The sequence below is a fragment of the Rhodanobacter sp. 7MK24 genome, from assembly GCF_014842995.1.
Lineage (GTDB): Bacteria > Pseudomonadota > Gammaproteobacteria > Xanthomonadales > Rhodanobacteraceae > Rhodanobacter_A.
Map to the genome: position 1 here is coordinate 48,238 of NZ_JACYXL010000005.1, position 18,768 is coordinate 67,005.

At 64.3% G+C, this 18,768-nt stretch carries 16 protein-coding genes and 1 other RNA gene; 8 read left to right on the forward strand and 9 right to left on the reverse strand.

From position 1 onward, the window contains the following. The first annotated feature begins 127 nt into the window (after positions 1-127). The 4 genes from IHE49_RS10385 to IHE49_RS10400 all read left to right on the forward strand — a co-directional run bounded on the left by IHE49_RS10385 (position 128) and on the right by IHE49_RS10400 (position 3,610). On the forward strand, positions 128-1,018 hold the full coding sequence (locus IHE49_RS10385; protein ID WP_192157586.1) for a carbon-nitrogen hydrolase: 891 nt from the start codon (positions 128-130) through the stop codon (positions 1,016-1,018). A 259-nt stretch (positions 1,019-1,277) separates the two neighbouring features. Continuing rightward, complete coding sequence (locus tag IHE49_RS10390) at positions 1,278-2,510, forward strand: TraB/GumN family protein (protein WP_192157588.1); 1,233 nt, start codon at positions 1,278-1,280, stop codon at positions 2,508-2,510. Positions 2,511-2,913: 403 nt separating this feature from the next. Then, positions 2,914-3,246, forward strand: coding sequence for a cytochrome c (locus IHE49_RS10395; protein ID WP_192157590.1), 333 nt, complete (start codon positions 2,914-2,916; stop codon positions 3,244-3,246). A 13-nt stretch (positions 3,247-3,259) separates the two neighbouring features. Beyond that, complete coding sequence (locus IHE49_RS10400; protein WP_192157592.1) at positions 3,260-3,610, forward strand: cytochrome c; 351 nt, start codon at positions 3,260-3,262, stop codon at positions 3,608-3,610. 118 nt (positions 3,611-3,728) lie between these two features. Here IHE49_RS10400 and IHE49_RS10405 read toward each other — a convergent pair whose 3' ends face one another. After that, positions 3,729-4,337 (reverse strand): NfuA family Fe-S biogenesis protein, encoded by a 609-nt coding sequence (locus tag IHE49_RS10405; protein WP_192157594.1) that lies wholly within the window; start codon positions 4,335-4,337, stop codon positions 3,729-3,731. A gap of 155 nt (positions 4,338-4,492) precedes the next feature. On the opposite strand from IHE49_RS10405, the gene IHE49_RS10410 reads away from it, so the two are divergent. Then, a complete protein-coding gene (locus IHE49_RS10410) occupies positions 4,493-4,834 on the forward strand; it encodes a 4a-hydroxytetrahydrobiopterin dehydratase (RefSeq protein WP_192157596.1) in 342 nt (113 codons plus the stop codon). Between the two features lie 14 nt (positions 4,835-4,848). Then, the gene (locus IHE49_RS18670) at positions 4,849-6,339 is read left to right on the forward strand and encodes a CPBP family intramembrane glutamic endopeptidase (RefSeq protein WP_192157598.1); all 1,491 of its coding nucleotides are present in this window, start codon (positions 4,849-4,851) and stop codon (positions 6,337-6,339) included. Here the strand turns inward: IHE49_RS18670 and IHE49_RS10420 are convergent. Then, the gene (locus IHE49_RS10420) at positions 6,317-7,321 is read right to left on the reverse strand and encodes an RluA family pseudouridine synthase (protein WP_192157821.1); all 1,005 of its coding nucleotides are present in this window, start codon (positions 7,319-7,321) and stop codon (positions 6,317-6,319) included. The genes IHE49_RS18670 and IHE49_RS10420 overlap by 23 nt on opposite strands. Positions 7,322-7,666: 345 nt before the next feature. Here IHE49_RS10420 and IHE49_RS10425 point away from each other — a divergent pair, with 345 nt between their 5' ends. Then, positions 7,667-10,687 (forward strand): Rne/Rng family ribonuclease, encoded by a 3,021-nt coding sequence (locus IHE49_RS10425; protein ID WP_192157600.1) that lies wholly within the window; start codon positions 7,667-7,669, stop codon positions 10,685-10,687. A 77-nt stretch (positions 10,688-10,764) separates the two neighbouring features. On the opposite strand, the gene IHE49_RS10430 is transcribed toward IHE49_RS10425, so the two are convergent. The 3 genes from IHE49_RS10430 to ssrA all read right to left on the reverse strand — a co-directional run bounded on the left by IHE49_RS10430 (position 10,765) and on the right by ssrA (position 14,080). After that, a complete protein-coding gene (locus IHE49_RS10430) occupies positions 10,765-11,418 on the reverse strand; it encodes a response regulator (protein ID WP_192157602.1) in 654 nt (217 codons plus the stop codon). 515 nt (positions 11,419-11,933) lie between these two features. Then, complete coding sequence (locus IHE49_RS10435) at positions 11,934-13,433, reverse strand: GGDEF domain-containing protein (RefSeq protein ID WP_192157604.1); 1,500 nt, start codon at positions 13,431-13,433, stop codon at positions 11,934-11,936. A gap of 295 nt (positions 13,434-13,728) precedes the next feature. Continuing rightward, positions 13,729-14,080: a transfer-messenger RNA gene (gene ssrA, locus IHE49_RS10440) on the reverse strand. A 357-nt stretch (positions 14,081-14,437) separates the two neighbouring features. Between ssrA and IHE49_RS10445 the strand changes: the two genes are divergently transcribed. Beyond that, the gene (locus tag IHE49_RS10445; RefSeq protein WP_192157606.1) at positions 14,438-14,962 is read left to right on the forward strand and encodes a PepSY domain-containing protein; all 525 of its coding nucleotides are present in this window, start codon (positions 14,438-14,440) and stop codon (positions 14,960-14,962) included. Positions 14,963-15,061: 99 nt separating this feature from the next. On the opposite strand, the gene fabV is transcribed toward IHE49_RS10445, so the two are convergent. The 4 genes from fabV to IHE49_RS10465 form a co-directional block, all read right to left on the reverse strand. Further along, entirely contained in the window at positions 15,062-16,264 is a 1,203-nt protein-coding gene (gene fabV / locus IHE49_RS10450) for an enoyl-ACP reductase FabV (RefSeq protein WP_192157608.1), read from the reverse strand. 132 nt (positions 16,265-16,396) lie between these two features. Next, positions 16,397-17,116 carry a copper homeostasis protein CutC gene (locus IHE49_RS10455; protein WP_192157610.1) on the reverse strand — a complete coding sequence of 240 codons (720 nt, stop codon included), beginning with the start codon at positions 17,114-17,116 and terminating at the stop codon, positions 16,397-16,399. Next, positions 17,113-18,165 (reverse strand): N(4)-(beta-N-acetylglucosaminyl)-L-asparaginase, encoded by a 1,053-nt coding sequence (locus tag IHE49_RS10460; protein ID WP_192157612.1) that lies wholly within the window; start codon positions 18,163-18,165, stop codon positions 17,113-17,115. The genes IHE49_RS10455 and IHE49_RS10460 overlap by 4 nt, the downstream gene beginning before the upstream one ends. 264 nt (positions 18,166-18,429) lie before the next feature. Continuing rightward, positions 18,430-18,636 carry a cold-shock protein gene (locus tag IHE49_RS10465; RefSeq protein WP_049620931.1) on the reverse strand — a complete coding sequence of 69 codons (207 nt, stop codon included), beginning with the start codon at positions 18,634-18,636 and terminating at the stop codon, positions 18,430-18,432. Between the last annotated feature and the right edge of the window lie 132 nt (positions 18,637-18,768).

The window sequence follows — 18,768 nt, forward strand, 5'->3', positions numbered from 1 at the left end:
TCCGTCTGCACCAACCATCGGCCACCTCCGTCAGGGAAGCATCGCTGCGATCCAGAGTAGCCCAAACGGCAGTCATGGCGGACGGCCTTGTTACACTATGCGGCGCAAACTCTCACGCCGAATCGCCATGACCCGCAAAATCCTGAAAGCCGCCTTGTTGCAGGAAACCGACCGCGGCAGCCGCGACGCCAACCTCGATGCGATCGAGGCCGGCCTGCGCGAAGCCGCCAAGGCCGGTGCCGAACTGGTGTTGCTGCAGGAGCTGCACAACGGCCCGTATTTCTGCCAGCACGAGTCGGTCGACCTGTTCGATCTCGCGGAAAGCATCCCCGGCCCCAGTACCGCCCGCATCGGCAAGCTGGCCGAGGAGCTGAAGCTGGTGGTGGTGGCCTCGCTGTTCGAGAAGCGCGCGGCGGGGCTCTACCACAACACGGCCGTGGTATTCGACCGCTCGACGGCGATCGCGGGCAAGTACCGCAAGATGCACATTCCCGACGACCCGGCGTTCTACGAGAAGTTCTACTTCACGCCAGGCGACCTTGGTTTCGATCCGGTCCAGACCTCGGTAGGCAAGCTTGGCGTACTGGTGTGCTGGGACCAGTGGTATCCCGAAGCCGCGCGCCTGATGGCGCTGGCCGGCGCGGAGCTGCTGCTCTACCCCACCGCGATCGGCTGGGACCCCAACGACGCACAGGAAGAGAAGGATCGCCAGCGCGAAGCCTGGGTCACCGTACAGCGTGGCCACGCGGTGGCGAACGGCCTGCCGCTGCTGGCCTGCAACCGCACCGGCCACGAGGCCGACCCTTCGGGCACGGGCGCGGGCATCCAGTTCTGGGGCACCAGCTTCGTCGCCGGACCGCAAGGCGAATTCCTCGCCAGGTCCGGCACCGATCAGCGCGAGCTGCTGCTGGTCGAGATCGACATGCAGCGCAGCGAGCACGTGCGTCGCATCTGGCCGTTTCTGCGTGACCGTCGCATCGACTCCTACGGCGACCTGCTCAAGCGTTTCCGGGACTGAATTTTGCCTTTGCGGTGATCGCTGATCGCGAAAACCACATGAGCGGCCACCCATAACCGTACTCTTCGATTCCATGGCGATCATCCCTATCGCGAAAATCACACGGGCGGCCATTCATGGCCGCACTCTTCAATTTCATGGCGACTATTCCCAGCGACGAAAATCACATGCGTGGCTCCCGTGGCCACACTTCTGACTTGCTTCGCGCGGGGCGCGTCCCCATGCTTGGGGACTTCCCAGTGACCGATATGCCTTACGCATGAGTGTTCCCGAATCCACTTCTCCCCTGCCAGCCGTGCTGCAGGACCAGCCCATCGAACGCGTGACGCGCGACGGTGTGGAGTACGTGGTGCTGGGCACGGCGCACGTCTCGCGCACCAGCATGGAGGCGGTGGAGGCACTGCTGGACCACGAGCACTTCGACGCGGTCGCGGTGGAGTTGTGCGATAGCCGCGCACAGGGCATGCGCGATCCCGAGGCGTTCAAGCGCATGGACCTGTTCCAGGTGATACGCCAGGGCAAGGCAGGCATGGTGGCTGCCAGCCTGGTCCTTTCCACCTTCCAGAAACGCCTCGCCGAGCAATCCGGCATCCAGCCCGGTGCCGAGATGAAGGCGGCGATGGAAGGCGCCGCCGCGCGCAACCTGCCGCTGTGGCTGATCGACCGCGAGGTTGGCACTACGCTCAAGCGCGCTTGGCACAACGTAGGTTTCTGGCAGCGCTTCGGCCTGCTCGGCGGCCTGCTCGCCAGCGTGTTCGAGCGCGAGGAAATCGAGCCCGGCGAGATCGAGAAGCTCAAGCAGGGCGACATGCTGGAAAGCGCCTTCAGCGAGTTCGCCAGCGAGTCCAAGCCGCTGTACCAGAGCCTGATCGGCGAGCGCGACGCCTACATGGCCGCGCGCTTGCGCGAGGAAGCCGCGCGCAAGCCTTCTGCCGAACCGCGCCGCGTACTGGTGGTGATCGGCGCAGGGCACCTGAAGGGCATGTGCGAACTGTTGCGCGAACAGCGCGACGACCCGGCGACGATCGCCGCCGATCTGGCGCGGTCGCCGCCGAAGGCACGGTGGCCGAAATGGCTGGCCGTGGGCCTCGTGTTGGCGGTATTCGCAGCCATCGCCTTCGCCTTCCATCGCAACGCAGCGCTGGGCACGCAGGTGCTCACCGCGTGGGTGCTGTTCACCGGCGGCTTCGCCGCGCTGGGCGCGGTCGCTGCGGGCGCACATCCGCTTAGCATCCTCGCCGCCTTCATCGCCGCGCCGATCAAGCCGTTTCGTCCAGGCATCCCGGCCGGCGGCATCAGCGCCATGGCCGAAGCCTGGGTGCGTCGCCCGCGTGTGGCCGACTTCGACACGCTGCGCGACGACATCGTGCACTGGAGCGGCTGGTGGAAAAACCGCGTGGCGCGCACCCTGCTGAACTTCTTCCTGGTCAGCCTCGGCACCATCGTGGGCGAGTACAGCGCGGGCATCCACATTGTCCGCAGCCTGTTCTGAGCGGCAAAACTTGTTCGAAATCTCCGCATAGCCCGCGTTGCGCAGTCGTCAGGTCGTAGTGCGTGGCGCAGTGCTTGTCTGGCCGGCTGGTCGAGTCGCGCACCGTCGCATGGCGGCCGCTGCTAGGCAGTCCACGGGACGGGGCCCGTTTGCGCAGATGCCCATGTCATCACCGCGTCGCGAATGGGCCACTGCCTGCCCCACAAAGCCGTGCGTCCGTAGACTCTCCCCGCGTGCCCTCGTTCTTCCTTGGCCTGTGCGCAAACAGCTCCCGGCGCGATCCGTGGGGAGGCTTTGAGCAGGCTCTAGCCACCGCAGGTTGTCCATGCCCGGAGCTGCTGTCTATACTGCGACGATTGTTGCATTCATTCGCATCTGCCGCCGCACCTGGGGAACGATCTCGATGATTCGACTGCACACACTTGGCCTGGCGGGCGCTCTTGCCTTGCTGGCCACCGTCAGCGCGCACGCCGAAGGCGGCGACAAGGCCGCTGGGCGCACACTGGTCTACACCTGTGCCGGCTGCCACGGCGTGCCGGGCTATGCCAACGCCTACCCGGATTACCCCGTGCCGAAAATCGCCGGGCAGAACGAGCAGTACATCATCACTGCATTGAATGAATACAAGAGTGGCGACCGCACCTATCCGACGATGGTGGCCCAGGCGCAAAGCCTGACCGACCAGAACATCAAGGACATCGCCGCCTACCTGTCCAGTATCACGCCGACCAAGTAACCAAGGACCCCGCATGCAACGCGCACTTGCCCTGCTTTCGTTCGGCGCCGTTTTGGCGATCGCCTCCACTCCGCTGCTTGCCAGCGGCAACCCTGCGGATGGCAAGACCAAGGCCACCGCCTGTTTCGCCTGCCACGGCGCCGACGGCAACGCGGTCGATCCGCAGTACCCGCGCCTCGCCGGCCAGTACAACGAATACCTGCAACAGGTGCTGCACGAGTACAAGGACGGCCGTCGCAACAACCCGATCATGAAGGGTATGGTGGCTACGCTGTCGGATCAGGACATCGAGGACATCGCCGCTTATTTCTCCAGCCAGTCGACCAAGCTCGACACGCTGAAGGGACACGTCCAGGGCGATTGACGCGCTCCTCTCACCGAAACAGAAAGCCCGCCTCACGGCGGGCTTTCTGTTTGAGGAGTTCAGCCGCGGACGGCCACTTGCCGGGTTATCGCGATCGGGACGCCTGCGAATGCCTGCCTCAGCCCAAGGCCGATTTGCCTTCGTGCTTGCTGTAGTACGGCTGCTTGCCGCCACTGTGATCGGTGGCGTCGCGTACTGCGCTCACTTCGGGCACGCGCTCGCGCAAGGTTTTCTCCACACCCTGCTTCAGAGTGACATCCACCATCCCGCAGCCATGGCAGCCACCGCCGAACTGCAGCAGCACCACGCCTTCGGCATCGACCTCCAGCAAGGTGACGCGGCCACCGTGCGAGGCCAGCCGTGGGTTGATCTCGGCATCGAGCACATAGCGCACGCGCTCGATCACGCCAGCTTCCAGCCCCGGCACGTCGCCCTTGATCTTCGGGGCACGGATGTTGAGCAGGCCGCCGGTGGTGTTCGGTTCGAAGTCGATGCTGGCGCCATCCAGCCACGGCGCGCTGCTCCCTTCGACGTGGAAATCAAAGCCTGCGCATTCGACCGTCCACTCGTTGCCTATCAACTCGACCGGCTCACAGAACTCCAGCTCGCAGTTCGCCGCAGCCGTTCCCGGTGCGGTCACATGCAGGCGGATGCTCATGCCTTCGTTGCCCTGTTGCGCCAACAGGCGGCGGAAATGCTGCTGGGCGCGTTCGGAAATTTCGATCATGTCTCACCTGTGGCAACTGTTGCGACAGCCGCGCCAGCGCGGCCCGTCGAATCAGCACCATTTTAGTACTGTTTTCCTGCGCTGCGGGCTTTGACATTTGCACGCACAACTTCGACGCTGCGCAGCCTCGCCTTTGTGCATCCGATGGAGCTGCCATGAACATCCACGATTTCGCCAGCCAGCATTGCCAGCCGCGCAAGGGCAAGGAACATGCGCTGAGTGCGGACAAGATCACCCAGTTGTTGCAGCTGTTGCCCGGCTGGACGCTCGCTGCAGATGGCCACGCCATCGTCAAGGATTTCCGCTTCCCCGATTTCCACCGCACGCTGGGCTTCATCAACGCGGTCGGCTTCATGGCCAACCACGAGGACCACCACCCGGACATCGAAGCCGGCTACGGCCATTGCCAGTTGCTGTGGTCCACCCACGACGTGGGCGGGCTGTCGCTCAACGACATCATCTGTGCAGCCAAGGTCGAGGCACTGCTGGCACGTTGAGCGTGCGCCCCATCGTGCGCCGATGGCTTGCCGGCACGGCTTTCGCGCTGCTGGTGGTCCTGCTGCTGCTCGGCCTGCGCACCCTGGCCGAGCACATAGTCGCCTCGCACCTGCATGAGGTGGCGAACCGCCGGCTTGCGCTGATCGAGCATGGCCAGCCGCTGTGGCGTTGGCCATTGCGCGAACCGCACGATCTCGTTGCCGGGCGTGCCTTCGGTGCCGCCGATGTTGAATCCGCCGGCGGCGCCCTGCGCATCACCAGCCGCGACGGCTCGCCGTTCGAAATCGGCCTGCCTGTGCACGGCATGCTCGATGTGGAGCATTGGCCCCGGCTGTCGTTGCACGGCGTGGCGGATGCGCCGTTCAAATTGGGTATTGCCTGGCAGCCACGACTGGACCAGCCCGGTTGCCTGGGTTGGCAGGATGCTCCCGTCGCCGCCGGCCCGCTGCAACTTGCGGTCGATCTGCGCCACCTGCATTGGCAAACCGCTGGCGGCAGCGACTGCTCCGCACCGAAGCGGATCGACGTGCTGCGCCTGAGACTGCTACTTCCTGCACACGTCTCCTTGCGACTGGACGAGCTGGCGCTGCACTCCGATGCGTCCCTGCCCGCCCCCGCGCTGCCCACACTGCTGCTGTCGCCCGATCCGTCGACGGCGGCACGTCAGCTCGCCGATCCCATGTTGCCGGCAGCGCCCTGGATCGCCCTGCCCGCAGGCGCCTCGGCGGAAACCCAATTGACGCTGCGCGAATTGACGTGGCGGCAACGACCGGGCGCGCTGATCCTGCCGCATGGCGACGCACCGGCAACCATGCGGGAATCCAATGGTCATGGCTGGCTGCCATGGATCGGTGCCGGTGGTTACCTGCTGGGACTGCTCATGCTGGCATCGTGGTGGCCACGCCTGCCTGGGCGCCTATGGCTGGAGTTGCTCGCCTGCCTCGCCGGCCCGCTGTGGCTGATTGCCGGTCTTCAACTCGGGCTGCGGTTGACCGTACCCAGCGTGCTGGTCTTCGTCGGCGCCGTATTGTTCGCGGCGCAAACCGAACGGCAGCGTCGCCCGGCGAACTGGTGCTGGTGGGGAAATCCCCGTGCGTGGCTGTTGCCATTCGCGCTGCTGCCGCTGGCGCTGCTGCTGGTCATCCGTTTCGGTGGCCAGCTCGCGGTGCCGGCATTGAGCCATGCGCTTATGTATCTGTCGTGGGCGTTGTTGCAGCAATGGCTGATGCTGGTCGTGGTGATGCGTCGCCTCGAAAGCAAACAGGTGCACGGCACTTTTGCCGTGCTGCTCACCGCCCTCGTGTTCGCCTTGATGCACACGCCGAACGGCGCGCTGATGCAGCTCTGCCTGCTGGCCGAATTGTGGTGGGCCTGGTGTTTCCAGCGGTCGCGCGCACTGCTGCCGGTGGCCGCGGCACATGCCACCTGCGCGTTGCTGGTAGAAGCCGGGCTGGAGGGTGGCTTGTTGCGTTCGCTGGAGGTCAGCGCCCGTTTCTTTCTCTAGCGGCAGCCTGGATGTACGGCAGGTGCTTGCCCTTCACGGCCAGGACATCAAGAAAGGTCTTCAGGTCGTCCGGCAGCGGCGCGGAGAAGCTGTAAAGGCGCCCATCCAGCTCGAAGCTGAGGTGCGAGGCGTGCAGGAACAGCCGTTGCAACCCCATCTCGCGGAGGCGCTTGTTCATCTCGCGATCGCCATATTTCGGGTCGCCGGCCAATGGGTGACCGACGTGGGCGGCGTGCACGCGGATCTGGTGGGTGCGTCCCGTGCCAAGCGTGGCCTGCATCAGGCGGGCGCCCGGATACTGCTCCATCTCGCGGAAGAAGGTCAGTGCGGGCTTGCCGTCCTCGCTGACCCGCACCATGCGCTCACCACCTTGCAGGGCGAACTTGCGCAGCGGCGCGTTGACGTCGAACTTGGCCTTGGGCGGATGGCCGACCATCAGGCACAGGTACTGCTTGGTGACTTCGCCGGCGCGGATCGCCGCCTGCAGGCCGGTCAGGCCGGCCCGGGACTTGGCCAGCACCAGCACGCCGCTGGTATCGCGGTCGAGCCGGTGCACCAGCTCCAGGGATTCGTGGGGGCGCGCCGCGCGCAGCAGCTCGATGGCGCCGTGGCTGACTCCGCTGCCGCCATGGCTGGCGATGCCCGAGGGCTTGTCGATCACCAGGAAGTGCTTGTCCTCGAAGATCACCGCCCCGGCTACCGAGGCGATCATTGTCTCTGGCGCCGCACGCTCTTCGGGGCGTTCTGCCTGCCGTATCGGCGGAATTCGCAGCATATCGCCGTCGGTTAGCCGCGTATCCGGCTTGGCACGCTTGCCGTTCACGCGCACCTGGCCGGTGCGCAGCAGCCGGTAGATCATGCTTTTCGGCACACCCTTGAGCAGGGTCGCCAGCGCATTGTCGATACGCTGGCCGTCCCGCTCGGGTCCGATCGCGACTTGACGCACACCTTGAGGTACGTCGCGGGAAGTTGCCGTCTGCATTGAAAAAAACCTGTCGAAATAGGATACTCGGCGAGCGCCATTCCCTGCCCGCCGAGACCGGTTCGGGCCGGGGCCCCGCCCGTCACGCCGGCGAGGATTGCGCCGACTGCCCAAGGATTGATTCCCAAGCAGCGGTCGCGACTCCCTTTCATCGTAACGGTTCGGGCCGTCGTTTGCCCGAAGCCCGTTTGGCTTGGGCGCGGCTGGTGCAGCAACCCGAACATCCGGGCGCCGGGAACGGCGCCGTCACATGAGCCGCTCCACCGCAGCGGCGCGATCCCCGGCAGGCCGCCATCCCGGCGCCACCGCGGCACGCGACGCGCGGGCGAGCTGAGGAAAACTACAATGAAGCGCATGTTGATCAACGCAACTCAGCGTGAAGAGTTGCGTGTGGCCATCGTCGATGGCCAGAACCTTTACGATCTCGACATCGAAATCCCCTCCCGCGAACAGAAAAAGGCCAATATCTACAAGGGCCGCATCACCCGTGTGGAGCAATCCCTGGAAGCCTGCTTCGTGGAGTACGGCGCCGAGCGCCACGGCTTCCTGCCGCTGAAGGAAATCGCCGAGCAGTACTTCACCCCTGGCCTGAACCCGCACAAGTCGGGCATCCGCGACCTGCTGAAGGAAGGCCAGGAAGTCGTCGTCCAGGTCGAGAAAGAAGAGCGTGGCAACAAAGGCGCCGCGCTGACCACCTTCATCTCGCTGGCTGGCCGCTACATGGTGCTGATGCCGAACAACCCGAAGGCCGGCGGCGTCTCGCGCCGGATCGAGGGCGAGGATCGGCAGGCGCTGAAGGAAGCACTGGAACACGTCACCGTACCCGACGACGTCGGTCTGATCGTGCGTACCGCCGGTCTGGGCCGCGACGCCGAAGAGCTGCAATGGGATCTCGACTACCTGCTGACCCTTTGGCGCTCGATCTCCGACGCCGCCAGCAAGCGCAAGGCGCCGTTCCTGATCTACCAGGAATCCAAGCTGTTCATCCGCGCCCTGCGCGACTACCTGCGCAGCGACATCGGTGAGATCCTGATCGATGAGGAATCGCTGTACGAGGACGCCCGCGAGTTCATGCAGCAGGTGATGCCCACCTCGCTGCGCAAACTCAAGCTGTACAAGGACGACACCCCGCTGTTCAGCCGCTACCAGATCGAGACGCAGATCGAGAGCGCGTTCGACCGCCAGGTGCGCCTGCCCTCCGGCGGCTCGATCGTGATCGACCAGACCGAGGCGCTCACCGCGATCGACATCAACTCGGCCAAGGCCACCAAGGGCTCGGACATCGAGGAAACGGCGTTCAACACCAACCTCGAAGCCGCGGTGGAGATCGCCCGTCAGTGCCGCATCCGCGACGCCGGCGGCCTGATCGTGATCGACTTCATCGACATGGACAGCCCGCGTCATCAGCGCGAGGTCGAGGACAAGCTCAAGGACGCCCTGAAGCTCGACCGTGCCCGCGTGCAGGTGGGCCGCATCTCGCGTTTCGGGTTGCTGGAGCTTTCCCGCCAGCGCCTGCGCCCCAGCCTCGGCGAAGCTACCCAGATCGTCTGCCCGCGTTGCGAAGGCCACGGCCACATCCGCAGCGTGGAGTCGCTGGGCCTGTCCACCCTGCGCCTGATCGAAGAGCATGCGATGAAGGACAACACCGGCCAGGTGCTGGTGCAGGCTCCGTCCGCGGTGGCCAACTTCCTGCTCAACGAGAAGCGCGCCAGCGTGGTCGAGATCGAGCTGCGCCACAAGGCGCACGTGGTGATCGTGGCCGACGACAAACTGGAAACGCCGCATATCCAGATCCAGCGGATCAAGGAAGCGGACATGGGCGAGCACAGCAAGCCCAGTTACGAGCGCCTCACCGCGGTCGACGCCACGCCGATCCCGAAGATGGGCCAGGCGTTGGGCAGCAACGAGCAGCCCGCCGTCAGCGGCATCGTGCCCGCCACCCCCGCACCCGTGCGCGAGGAGACTGCAGCACCTGTGCAGCAACAACAGGCGCCACGTCGTCAGGCGGCGGCACCTGCCCCTGCTTCCGCTCCGAGCGGCGGCATCATTTCCCGCCTGTTCGGTTGGTTCCGCAACGGCGCCGCAGCGACGGACACGACTGCGCCCGCCGCACAGCCGAACGCCAACGACCGCGGCAGCGCGCGCGGCAACAACCGCCAGCAGCAACAACCCCGTCGCGACGAGCGCAGCCGCAACGCACAGGGCAGCAGCGGCAACCGCCAGCAGCAGCGTCGCGATGAACGTCGCGATAGCGGTACGCAGCAGGCCAAGCCGAACGCGCAGCAGCAGAACAGCCGCAACAAGGGCAACGAGGGCGCGCAGCGCCAGCAGCAGGCCAGCCAGGCACCAAAGCAAGAGCGCCAGCAAGACCGCCAACAGCAGCCGCGCAACAACAATCTGGAGAGCAACAAGGCTCCCCAGCCTGAGCGCAAGCCTGCGGCTCCGGCCCCCGTCGCCGCCGTGCCCGCAGCACCGAAACCGGAAGCACCGGCTGTACGTCCCACTGTCGCTCCTGCTGAAGCAATGGATGAAGCCAAACTGGCCGTCGCCCCGGTGACTGATGGCCAGGAAGTGGCGGCCGGCGCCACCGAGGGCGACGCCGAAGGTTCCTCGCGTCGCCGTCGTGGTCGCCGTGGCGGGCGTCGCCGCCGCCGTCACGACGAGGCCACCGCAGGCCTGCCCGGCGCCGAGCAGGCTGGCGAACTGGACGACGAGGATCGCGACGAGGCGGACGTCGCCGCTGGAGAAGCCAGACCTGCAGATGCCGCTTCGCCCGCCGTGGCGGCACCTGCTGCCGTTGCCGATGAGGCTGTCGCCGAAGCCGTTTCGCCCAGCCCGGCCACTTCCCCGGCTCCTCGTCCGGCCCCCGCTCCACGTGTCGCGCCTCCGCAAGCCGAACGCCACGAACCCGTGCGCGTAGTACTGACCGAAGCGCCGCTGGCCGCGGCCGTTGCCACTGCCTTCAGTCTGCCGACACTGCCGCCGATTCCCGAAAAGCCCATGGCACCCGCCACCGCGGAAACAGAAGTGTCGTCCTCCGCTGAAACAGAGGCTGCCACTGTTGAAACGGAGCAGTCGCGTGAGCCCGTAACGAAGAATCCGGCCGCGGAGCAGGAGAAGCCTACGGAAACCGCTGTGCCGGCTGCTCCGGCTCCGGTTGCCGTCGTGGAAACGCACGCGGAGCCTTCCGGGAACGAGCACGCCGCACCGCCGGCTGCCACGCAACCGCAACAGGGCGATTTGCTTGGCCTCGTGGCCGAAACCACGAGTGCTCCTGCCTCGCCCGTGCGGCCTGCCACGACCGAACCTTCCGACGATGTGGCCACGGAGTCCCCGGAAAAGCCTCGACACGACGCGGCGCCCTAAGCGCCACCCGTCATCAAAACAAAAAAGCCGAACCCTAGGGGTTCGGCTTTTTTGTCAGCCCATACCGTGCCGGTTGCTCAGGTTCCCACTCGATGATTCGGGGCGTCGATCAAACCGTGCGTCGTCATCAGGTGCGCAAGCTCCAGCACGTGCTCCACGCGCAACTTTTCCATCAATCGTTGCTTGTAGGTGGATACGGTCTTGGGACTGAGGTTGAGTTGCTCACCGATCATCGTCAGGGGCTTGCCTCGCACCAGCATCATTGCCACTTCCAGCTCACGGCTGGACAGGGAGTCAAACGGCGAGGCTTTGCCATCCAGCGTGGCCAGTGCCAATTGCTGAGCCACTGCCGGCGCGAGGTAACGCCGGCCGCCAGCCACTTGCCGCACGGCAGTCACCAGCTCGTCGGCATTGCAACCCTTGGTCAGGTAGCCCGAGGCACCCGCATCGAGCAGGCGTTTGGGGAAGCGGCCATCGTCCACCACGGTGACCACCACGATACGCGTGGCCAAGTCGGCACGACTAACCCGTTCCGTCAACTCGATACCACTCATGCCCGGCATGTGTACGTCCACCAGAGCGATCTCCGGTTTCAGGCTGCGGATCAAGCGCAAGCCATCTTCCGCACTCGTCGCCTCGCCACAAATGTGCATGTCCGGCTGCTGCTGCAGGATCATCCGGAAGCCCGTGCGAACAAGCTCGTGGTCGTCGATCAGAACAATCTGGATCATGCCCTCTCCTCCTTGATGGATATCTCGGTTGCCGATGCACCATGTCATCGCGCCCACGGGGACACTCCTGCCTGCAAGCTAGGCAGCCCCGCCGCCAGATGCAAGCGTGGGGTGTACATCGAACAACGCAAGCCGTCACAAAATTGCCAATCACCAAGTGTTTCTTCACGTGTGAATCACGGTGCGAGGCGGCGTCGAACACCGCCGATCCCATGCACTGTGCCATGCCATGTCCATTGGATGCGTCAGCCGATGCCCACATCTCGTGTCCGCTAAACAGGCAGGAATTGGCCATTCCCCGACAAAGGCCGGACTGCGATGAATGCCCGAGGCGGCTTCGAGCAAGAAAAGCCCGTAGCCTCGATGTTGCCGAGCTTACCGGCCTTTTACGGATATCCCTACAGAGTCGGCCAAGGTCGACCCGCGACACTGCACGTACCTGGCGAATCACGTTTCACCCAGCAGTAGCCAGCTGGCATAGACGAATCGCACGCTGCGTGGACAGATCAGGTGCGCTACGCGTTGCTGGCGCCGTACAGAGCCGAAGATGGATCGGCATCGCCTGTCGCAGCCTCGAAACGGTTGCGGCCATTGCGCTTGGCGCGATATAGCGCATGATCGGCTTGATCCAGCATAGCCACAGGATCTATCGGCGTCTGCTCTGTCTGGGTAGCCACTCCGATGCTGATCGAAAGGCGTCCAAGAGGACAGGCCGGATGGGCGATCTGCAGGTGCTCGATCGCGGTGACCAGGCGGCGCGCCACTTCCAGCGCCACCTCCGCATTGGTATCGACCAGCACGATGGCGAACTCTTCGCCGCCGTAACGCGCCACCAGATCGCGTGCACGCACCTGGCTGCGACTCAGGGCACCGGCCACCTGTATCAGGCAAGCGTCGCCGGCGATATGTCCGAGGCTGTCGTTGTATTGCTTGAAGTAATCGATATCGATCATCAGCAGCGAGCCGAAGCAGCCGGTGCTGCGCCCCTCTTCCAGTACTTCGCGCAGGCGCGTGTCCAGCGTGGCCCGGTTGGCGATGCCAGTAAGCGGGTCGCGCCCCACCTGTTGTTCCAATCGCCAGGTACTCAGATCGATGGCACGCTGCTGGTCGATATGGCGGCTCTGGATGAATGCGACACGCAAGCCATAGAACAGCACCGCCGCCGCCCCGACCAGCAAGCTGAGCACGAAGTTGATGCGCGAAGTGCTGATGCCGAGCATCACCACCATCATTGCCAGCAGGATCGGCGCAAACGAGCCGATCGTCTGGGAAACCCCCAGCGACGGACGGTAAGTGCGCAACCAGCGCGGTGGCTGGCGCAAGGCCACCACCAGCAGCAAGGCATGCGGAACATCGATCAATGAACCCGCCCACCACGGCAGGCCGTGCATTTCGACGCGGTTGTAGATGCAGGCCACTGATGCATTGACCAGCAGATAGGCACTGGCCACGTAGTAGAAGAAACGCCAGCGGAAGCTGCGCGCACCAAACAGGCGCAGTATCGCCATCGCAGCCAGCGAAAAGTCGATGGCGTCGGCAAGGTAGACCACCACGTAGATGCTGGCCGGATCGGAAGCCAGCGGGCCGCTCAACAGCGTGATGAAGAACTGGTAGACCAGCGCCGCCACCATGCACAGCAGCACCAGATCCAGCGCCGCCACGGTGCGCGGCTCATGCTGCGTAAACAAGCGCGTCGACATGAACATGCACGGGATCACGTACAAGGCCGACAACACCGTTGCCAACGCAGCCAGGTAGCCGCCCTTGTCGCCCAGCACTGTTGCCAGCACATTGGTACTGTCCCATAGCATCTGCATCAGCACAGCCAGCGCCAACAGCAGCCATGGCAGCCGTATCAGAGACGGGCTGCGCCGATAGCGTGTAAATACCGCCCACACCGCCATGCCCTGCACGGCCAACATGGCCAACTGGGGCAGCACTGCCTCCGCATGCCCGTACCAGTGCGCTAGTGCCAAGTGGGCCGTCAGCAATACGATGAGCAAGACAACTTGCAAGCGTATGGTTCCTCTAGATCAGCGCAGGGGCGATGGCCCAACGTCTACGGACAAAACGCGTCGCGTTAATAGGGAAAGTGCTCCGCCAGCGCCGTCGTGCAGGCATATGCATGGAAATGTAGGCAACGCCCCAGGTCCTACTCATTCTGCCCTGACGCTGGCAAACATCCTACGTAACCGCCCTTAAGCAAATCATATGCTTATTCCCGCCATCATCGTCGACACCAAGTCCAGACCCAACCACCACCAAAATGAAAAAGCCACCTGAGCGAATCATTCGCTTAGGTGGCTGTATTGGTGGAGGTGGCGGGAGTCGAACCCGCGTCCGAAGGCGCTTGACGCCCGGTACTACATGCTTAGCTCACCGTTGAATCTCGTCCCGCGACAGCACGATGTGCGAAGCGCATCGAAGGACCAGCCTGCTTGATTTAACCCTTACCGACAGGCGGCAGCTTCGGGCGATCTCGTGATAATGACCCTACACCGGCGAGCACGAGCACAAGCGGGTTCGGGGCTAGGCCTTAAGCGGCCAGAGCGTAGTTGTCGTCGTTGGCAACTATAAGTTTGCTGCTGGATTAACGAGGAAAGCTGCCCCCTCGGCATGCACCAAGCCATCTCACTACCCCCGTCGAAGCCAGTACACCCCCGGGGAAACGGTATGGCCGCTCAAGTATATGGGTCGCGACGTATTGCATCAATGCGATCGCATTGCTGGGGCTCTGCAAAGCCGCCCCCACCTGGGCTAGGGCACAACTACGTTGAAATGTGCCCCTCCCATCCGCCGCAGGCGTCCGATGCGTGACCGCCTCGCTGCGAACTAAATCCAGACCAACTGAACCGAAGCCGGCTTTCACCTCCCGTCCACGCTTTTATTCAGACCACCGTCTGGAATGCGATGGTCTCATTTGTTCTGTCAGAGCCGACAGACGATCTATCCATCGCAAACACCGAACCGTGAGCTTTCCCTGCCGGCACGACCCTGCCCCATCATCAAGGAGTGCATCATGAGCAAACGCCTGCTTCCCCTGTTGATTGGACTGTCGATTGGCGGTGTCGCCTTCGCGCAAACCCAGCCTTCGCCAACCTCGCCGCCTACGCCAATGGCCGCGTCGTCCATGACCCACACCACCACGACCACCACCACAAGCACTTGGTCTACGCAGCCGCCCAATGGGGCCATGAGCGAGAACGCTATCAAGACCGCGATCGCCGATGCCGGCTACAAGGAAGTGAAAGACCTGGAATTCAAGGACGGTGTGTGGCGCAGCAAGGCTCGTGGCGGCAACAAGAAGTGGGTCAAGCTTGCGGTCGGCCCCGTTTCCGGCCGGGTCTATCCTACCGATGCACCGTCCAAGCTCGACGAAGACGAGGTCAGCGCCAAGCTGACTGCCACCGGCTACCAGAACGTCAAGGACGTGAAGTTCGATCACGGCTTGTGGAGTGCAAAGGCGAAGTCCAATGATGGACATAGCGTCGAATTGCTGGCCGATCCCAATGACGGCAGCGTGGTCGCTCAGTCACACGGATGATCCGACACTTCGCACCTGACAGCGTTATGTCGGGCCGATAATTCCGGCGCACAAAAAAGCCCCGCTGTGCGGGGCTTTTTCATGAAGCGGAGCGGGCTCTTACATTTCCACGCAGTCGAAGCGGCGATCGGCATCCACCTCGGCGCCATAGTCCACGTCGTTGCGGTCGAAGCCGAAAAGCTTGAGAAACTCGTGCTTGTAGCCGTCGTAGTCCGTGACCTCGCGCAGCGTCTCGGTGGTAACGGTGGGCCAGAGCGCTTTGCAGGCATCCTGCACGTCCTCGCGCAGTTCCCAGTCGTCGAGGCGTACGCGACCATCGTCGTCAGTAGGCACCGCAGCCCCGTCGGCCCGGTAGAGACGATCATGGAACAGGCGGTTGATCTGCTCGATGCAACCTTCGTGGATACCCTTGCTCTTCATCACGCGGAAGGCGATGGAGACGTACAGCGGGATCACCGGGATCGCGGCGCTGGCCTGGGTGACCACTGACTTCATCACGCCCACGCGGGCATCCAGCCCGGCATGGCTCCCGCGCAACGCCTTGGCGGTGTTGTCGAGGTGCTGCTTGGCCTGGCCCAGCGTGCCGTGCCAGTACATCGGCCAGGTGATCTCGGTGCCGATGTAGCTGTAGGCGATGGTCTTTGCATTCGGCGCCAGCACGCCAGCGTTGCCCAGCGCCTCGATCCACAGCGCCCAATCCTCGCCCCCCATCACGGTGACGGTGTCCTTGATCTCCTGCTCGGTGGCTGGCTCAACGCTGGCCTGGATCACCGTGTCCTTGTTGGTATCGACGGAGCTCGCCGTGAACGTGTCGCCAATCGTCTTGAGCGCGGAGCGCACCACCTCGCCGGAGTCCGGCAGCTTGCGCACGGGAGATGCCAGCGAATAGACGACGAGATCGATCTGGCCGCCCATCTCGTTCCTGATGATCTCGATGGCGCGTTCTCGGGTCTCGTTGGCGAAGGCGTCGCCGTTGATGGACTTCGCGTACAGGCCGGTGTTCTTGGCGAACTTGTCGAACGCGGCAGCGTTGTACCAGCCGGCAGTACCGGGCTTGTCCTCGCTGCTTGGCTTCTCGAAGAACACTCCCAGTGTGGCGGCACCATAACCGAAGGCGGCGGTGATGCGCGAAGCGAGGCCGTAGCCGGTGGAGGCTCCGATCACCAGCACGCGCTTCGGGCCCTTGCCGTCGTCATGGATGGCGGACTTGGTGGTGGCGATCTGCTCGGCCACGTTGAGCTCGCAACCGACCGGATGGGCCGTGACACAGATGAAGCCGCGCACTTTGGGTTTGATGATCACAGGAACTCGCTCCGCAAGGGAATTGCAAAGCGGCATCTTAGCGAAGGTGGGGCAACATGCGCTGCGGTAGGGAAATCGACCCTGGTCTCGGCCCTTCCGAAGCCGGGCCACGACTCCCCCAAGCGAGAGAAGCTAAGGCTGCATCGCCCGCACCAAGGCGCGCACCTGCTCGACATCGCTGCGCAGCTCCCCGCCTTGCATGTCGCCGAGCCGTGGCGGCTGATGGCGCATGCCGGAAGGCAATTGCCGCTTGGCTGAGGCGTGGATTTCGTGCGCCCCGGTGGCCGCGGCGAGCGCGGCAATGTTGCGCTCGGTGACGCCCGCCCCGGGCATGATGCTGATGCGGCCGTGGGCCTGCGCGATCAAATCGCGTATCAGCGGAGCGCCTTCCATCGCGCTGGCCTGGCCGCCCGAAGTAAGCACGCGCTCGCAGCCCAGGGCGATCACGTCGTCCAGCGCGCGATGCGGATCGCTCGCAAGATCGAAGGCGCGATGGAAGGTGACGCCGATATGGCCCGCCGCGGCGATCAGGCCGTAGCAGCGCTCCATGTCCACGTCGCCATCGGCATCCAGAGCACCCAGCACCACGCCGTCGCAACCCAGCGCCACGCAGGTTTCGATGTCGCGGCGCATGGCCTCGCATTCGTCGTCGTCGTAAAGGAAATCGCCGGCACGCGGCCGGATAAGCACGTACAGCGGGATGCGCACCCGCTCGCGCGCCATCGCGATGGTGGCGTGCGAAGGAGTAAGGCCGCCGAGCTCCAGCGCGGCGCACAGCTCCACCCGCCCTGCCCCGCCGGCCTGTGCAGCCAGCGCGGAGGCCACCGAATTGGCAGAGACTTCGAGGATCATGAGTAGCTCGTGGTATAGACGCTGGCCGAAGGCAGCAACGCGTCCTGCTTCTTTGCGTCGCACACGGCGTAGGTGAAGCCATGCTGGATCGCGTAGGCGCCCACTTCGCCCTCCTTGTTCATGGCGAGGAAGCCGACCTGCAGTGTCTTGGTGGCCTCAGGGCGGCGCTTGATGATGCGCATCACCGCCTCCTTGCAGGCCTCGGTAGGCGTGCGGCCCTGGCGCATCAGCTCCACCACCAGGAAGCTTCCGGCGTTGCGGATCACTTCTTCGCCAACGCCGGTGGACGTGGCGCCGCCGACATCGCCGTCCACGTACAGGCCGGCACCGATAATTGGACTGTCACCGACGCGACCGCGCATCTTCCACGCCATGCCGCTGGTGGTGCAGGCACCAGCCAGCTTGCCGTGCGCGTCCAGCGCGAGCATGCCGATGGTGTCGTGGTTGTCCTTGCCGCCGGGCAGGCCGAGATTCGTCTTGCCGTAATCGCGCACTTCGCTGTTGATCGACGGCTCGTAGTGCGCCGTCTTCAGCCATTCGTGCCAGGCCTTTTCGGATTCGGGCGTGAGCAGATGCTCCTTCTTGAAGCCCTGCTCCAGCGCGAACTGCAGCGCGCCGTCGCCGACCAGCAACACGTGCGGCGTGCGTTCCATCACGCGCCGGGCCACTGAGATCGGATGGGCGATGTGTTCGATCGCGGCGACCGCGCCACAGTTGCCCTCGGCGTCCATGATGCTGGCATCGAGGCTGACGTGGCCGTCGCGATCCGGATAACCCGCGCGGCCCACGCTGTGGTTCTTGAGATCGGCCTCCGGGACGCGTACGCCGGTTTCGACCGCGTCCAACGCATGGCCGCCCTGGCCCAGGACAGTCCATGCCGCCTGGTTCGCCGCCACGCCGAAATCCCAGGTGGAAGCCACGCGCACGATGCCGGGCTGGCCCGTGGCACCCGTTGCGCCCGAGGAAGCAGCCGCGGCAAGCGGCTTGGCCATCGCTAGCGCTGATGCGCCAAGCAAGGAAGTCTTGAGGAATTGTCGCCGGTCAGTCATGTCTATTCCTTCGTTTTTGCGATCGTCCATGGTCGCGGAGATCAAACGGACAGTCGTCCGTGGCTGCATTCTTATTTTTTGCGATCGTCATGGTGATGAGATCAAACGAGTAGCCGTCCGTGGCCGCTTTTTTCAAATCTGGCGATCGCGCCGCGGAAACCATGTGCGGTTGCCCATGGTCACTCTTCTCAAAGCAAAAAGCCCCGCGCCTGGGCGCGGGGCTCGACTTCATTGCATGGCCGACGCAAGGCCGGCCCATGGAGATCAACCCGCGATTTCGACGCCCGAAGCCTGGGCGCCTTTCGGGCCCTGAGTGACTTCGAACTTCACGCGCTGGCCTTCCTGCAGGCTGCGGAAGCCCTTGGAATTGATCGCCGAGAAATGGACGAACACGTCCTCCCCACCGTCCTCGGGCGCGATGAAACCGAAGCCCTTGGCGTCGTTGAACCACTTGACCGTACCGAAACGCATTGCTGGAACCTCTGGAAGCATGGACAGGATGCACCCGACCGAGCTCGAACCATCCCCCTGGCTCACCGTCCTGGTGCCTGGGAAGTATCCGCATGATCCGGGGCAAAGCGCAATATGCGCGGACCGATTCGC

Bases quoted from the DNA above. Each gene is read 5' to 3' on its own strand.
- IHE49_RS10445 (WP_192157606.1), top strand. From the start codon at position 14,438: ATGAGCAAACGCCTGCTTCCCCTGTTGATTGGACTGTCGATTGGCGGT.
- IHE49_RS10400 (WP_192157592.1), top strand. From the start codon at position 3,260: ATGCAACGCGCACTTGCCCTGCTTTCGTTCGGCGCCGTTTTGGCGATC.
- IHE49_RS10420 (WP_192157821.1), bottom strand. From the start codon at position 7,321: ATGCAGACGGCAACTTCCCGCGACGTACCTCAAGGTGTGCGTCAAGTC.
- IHE49_RS10395 (WP_192157590.1), top strand. From the start codon at position 2,914: ATGATTCGACTGCACACACTTGGCCTGGCGGGCGCTCTTGCCTTGCTG.
- IHE49_RS10425 (WP_192157600.1), top strand. From the start codon at position 7,667: ATGAAGCGCATGTTGATCAACGCAACTCAGCGTGAAGAGTTGCGTGTG.
- IHE49_RS10405 (WP_192157594.1), bottom strand. From the start codon at position 4,337: ATGATCGAAATTTCCGAACGCGCCCAGCAGCATTTCCGCCGCCTGTTG.
- IHE49_RS10465 (WP_049620931.1), bottom strand. From the start codon at position 18,636: ATGCGTTTCGGTACGGTCAAGTGGTTCAACGACGCCAAGGGCTTCGGT.
- IHE49_RS10455 (WP_192157610.1), bottom strand. From the start codon at position 17,116: ATGATCCTCGAAGTCTCTGCCAATTCGGTGGCCTCCGCGCTGGCTGCA.
- IHE49_RS10410 (WP_192157596.1), top strand. From the start codon at position 4,493: ATGAACATCCACGATTTCGCCAGCCAGCATTGCCAGCCGCGCAAGGGC.
- IHE49_RS10390 (WP_192157588.1), top strand. From the start codon at position 1,278: ATGAGTGTTCCCGAATCCACTTCTCCCCTGCCAGCCGTGCTGCAGGAC.
- IHE49_RS10430 (WP_192157602.1), bottom strand. From the start codon at position 11,418: ATGATCCAGATTGTTCTGATCGACGACCACGAGCTTGTTCGCACGGGC.
- IHE49_RS10385 (WP_192157586.1), top strand. From the start codon at position 128: ATGACCCGCAAAATCCTGAAAGCCGCCTTGTTGCAGGAAACCGACCGC.
- IHE49_RS10460 (WP_192157612.1), bottom strand. From the start codon at position 18,165: ATGACTGACCGGCGACAATTCCTCAAGACTTCCTTGCTTGGCGCATCA.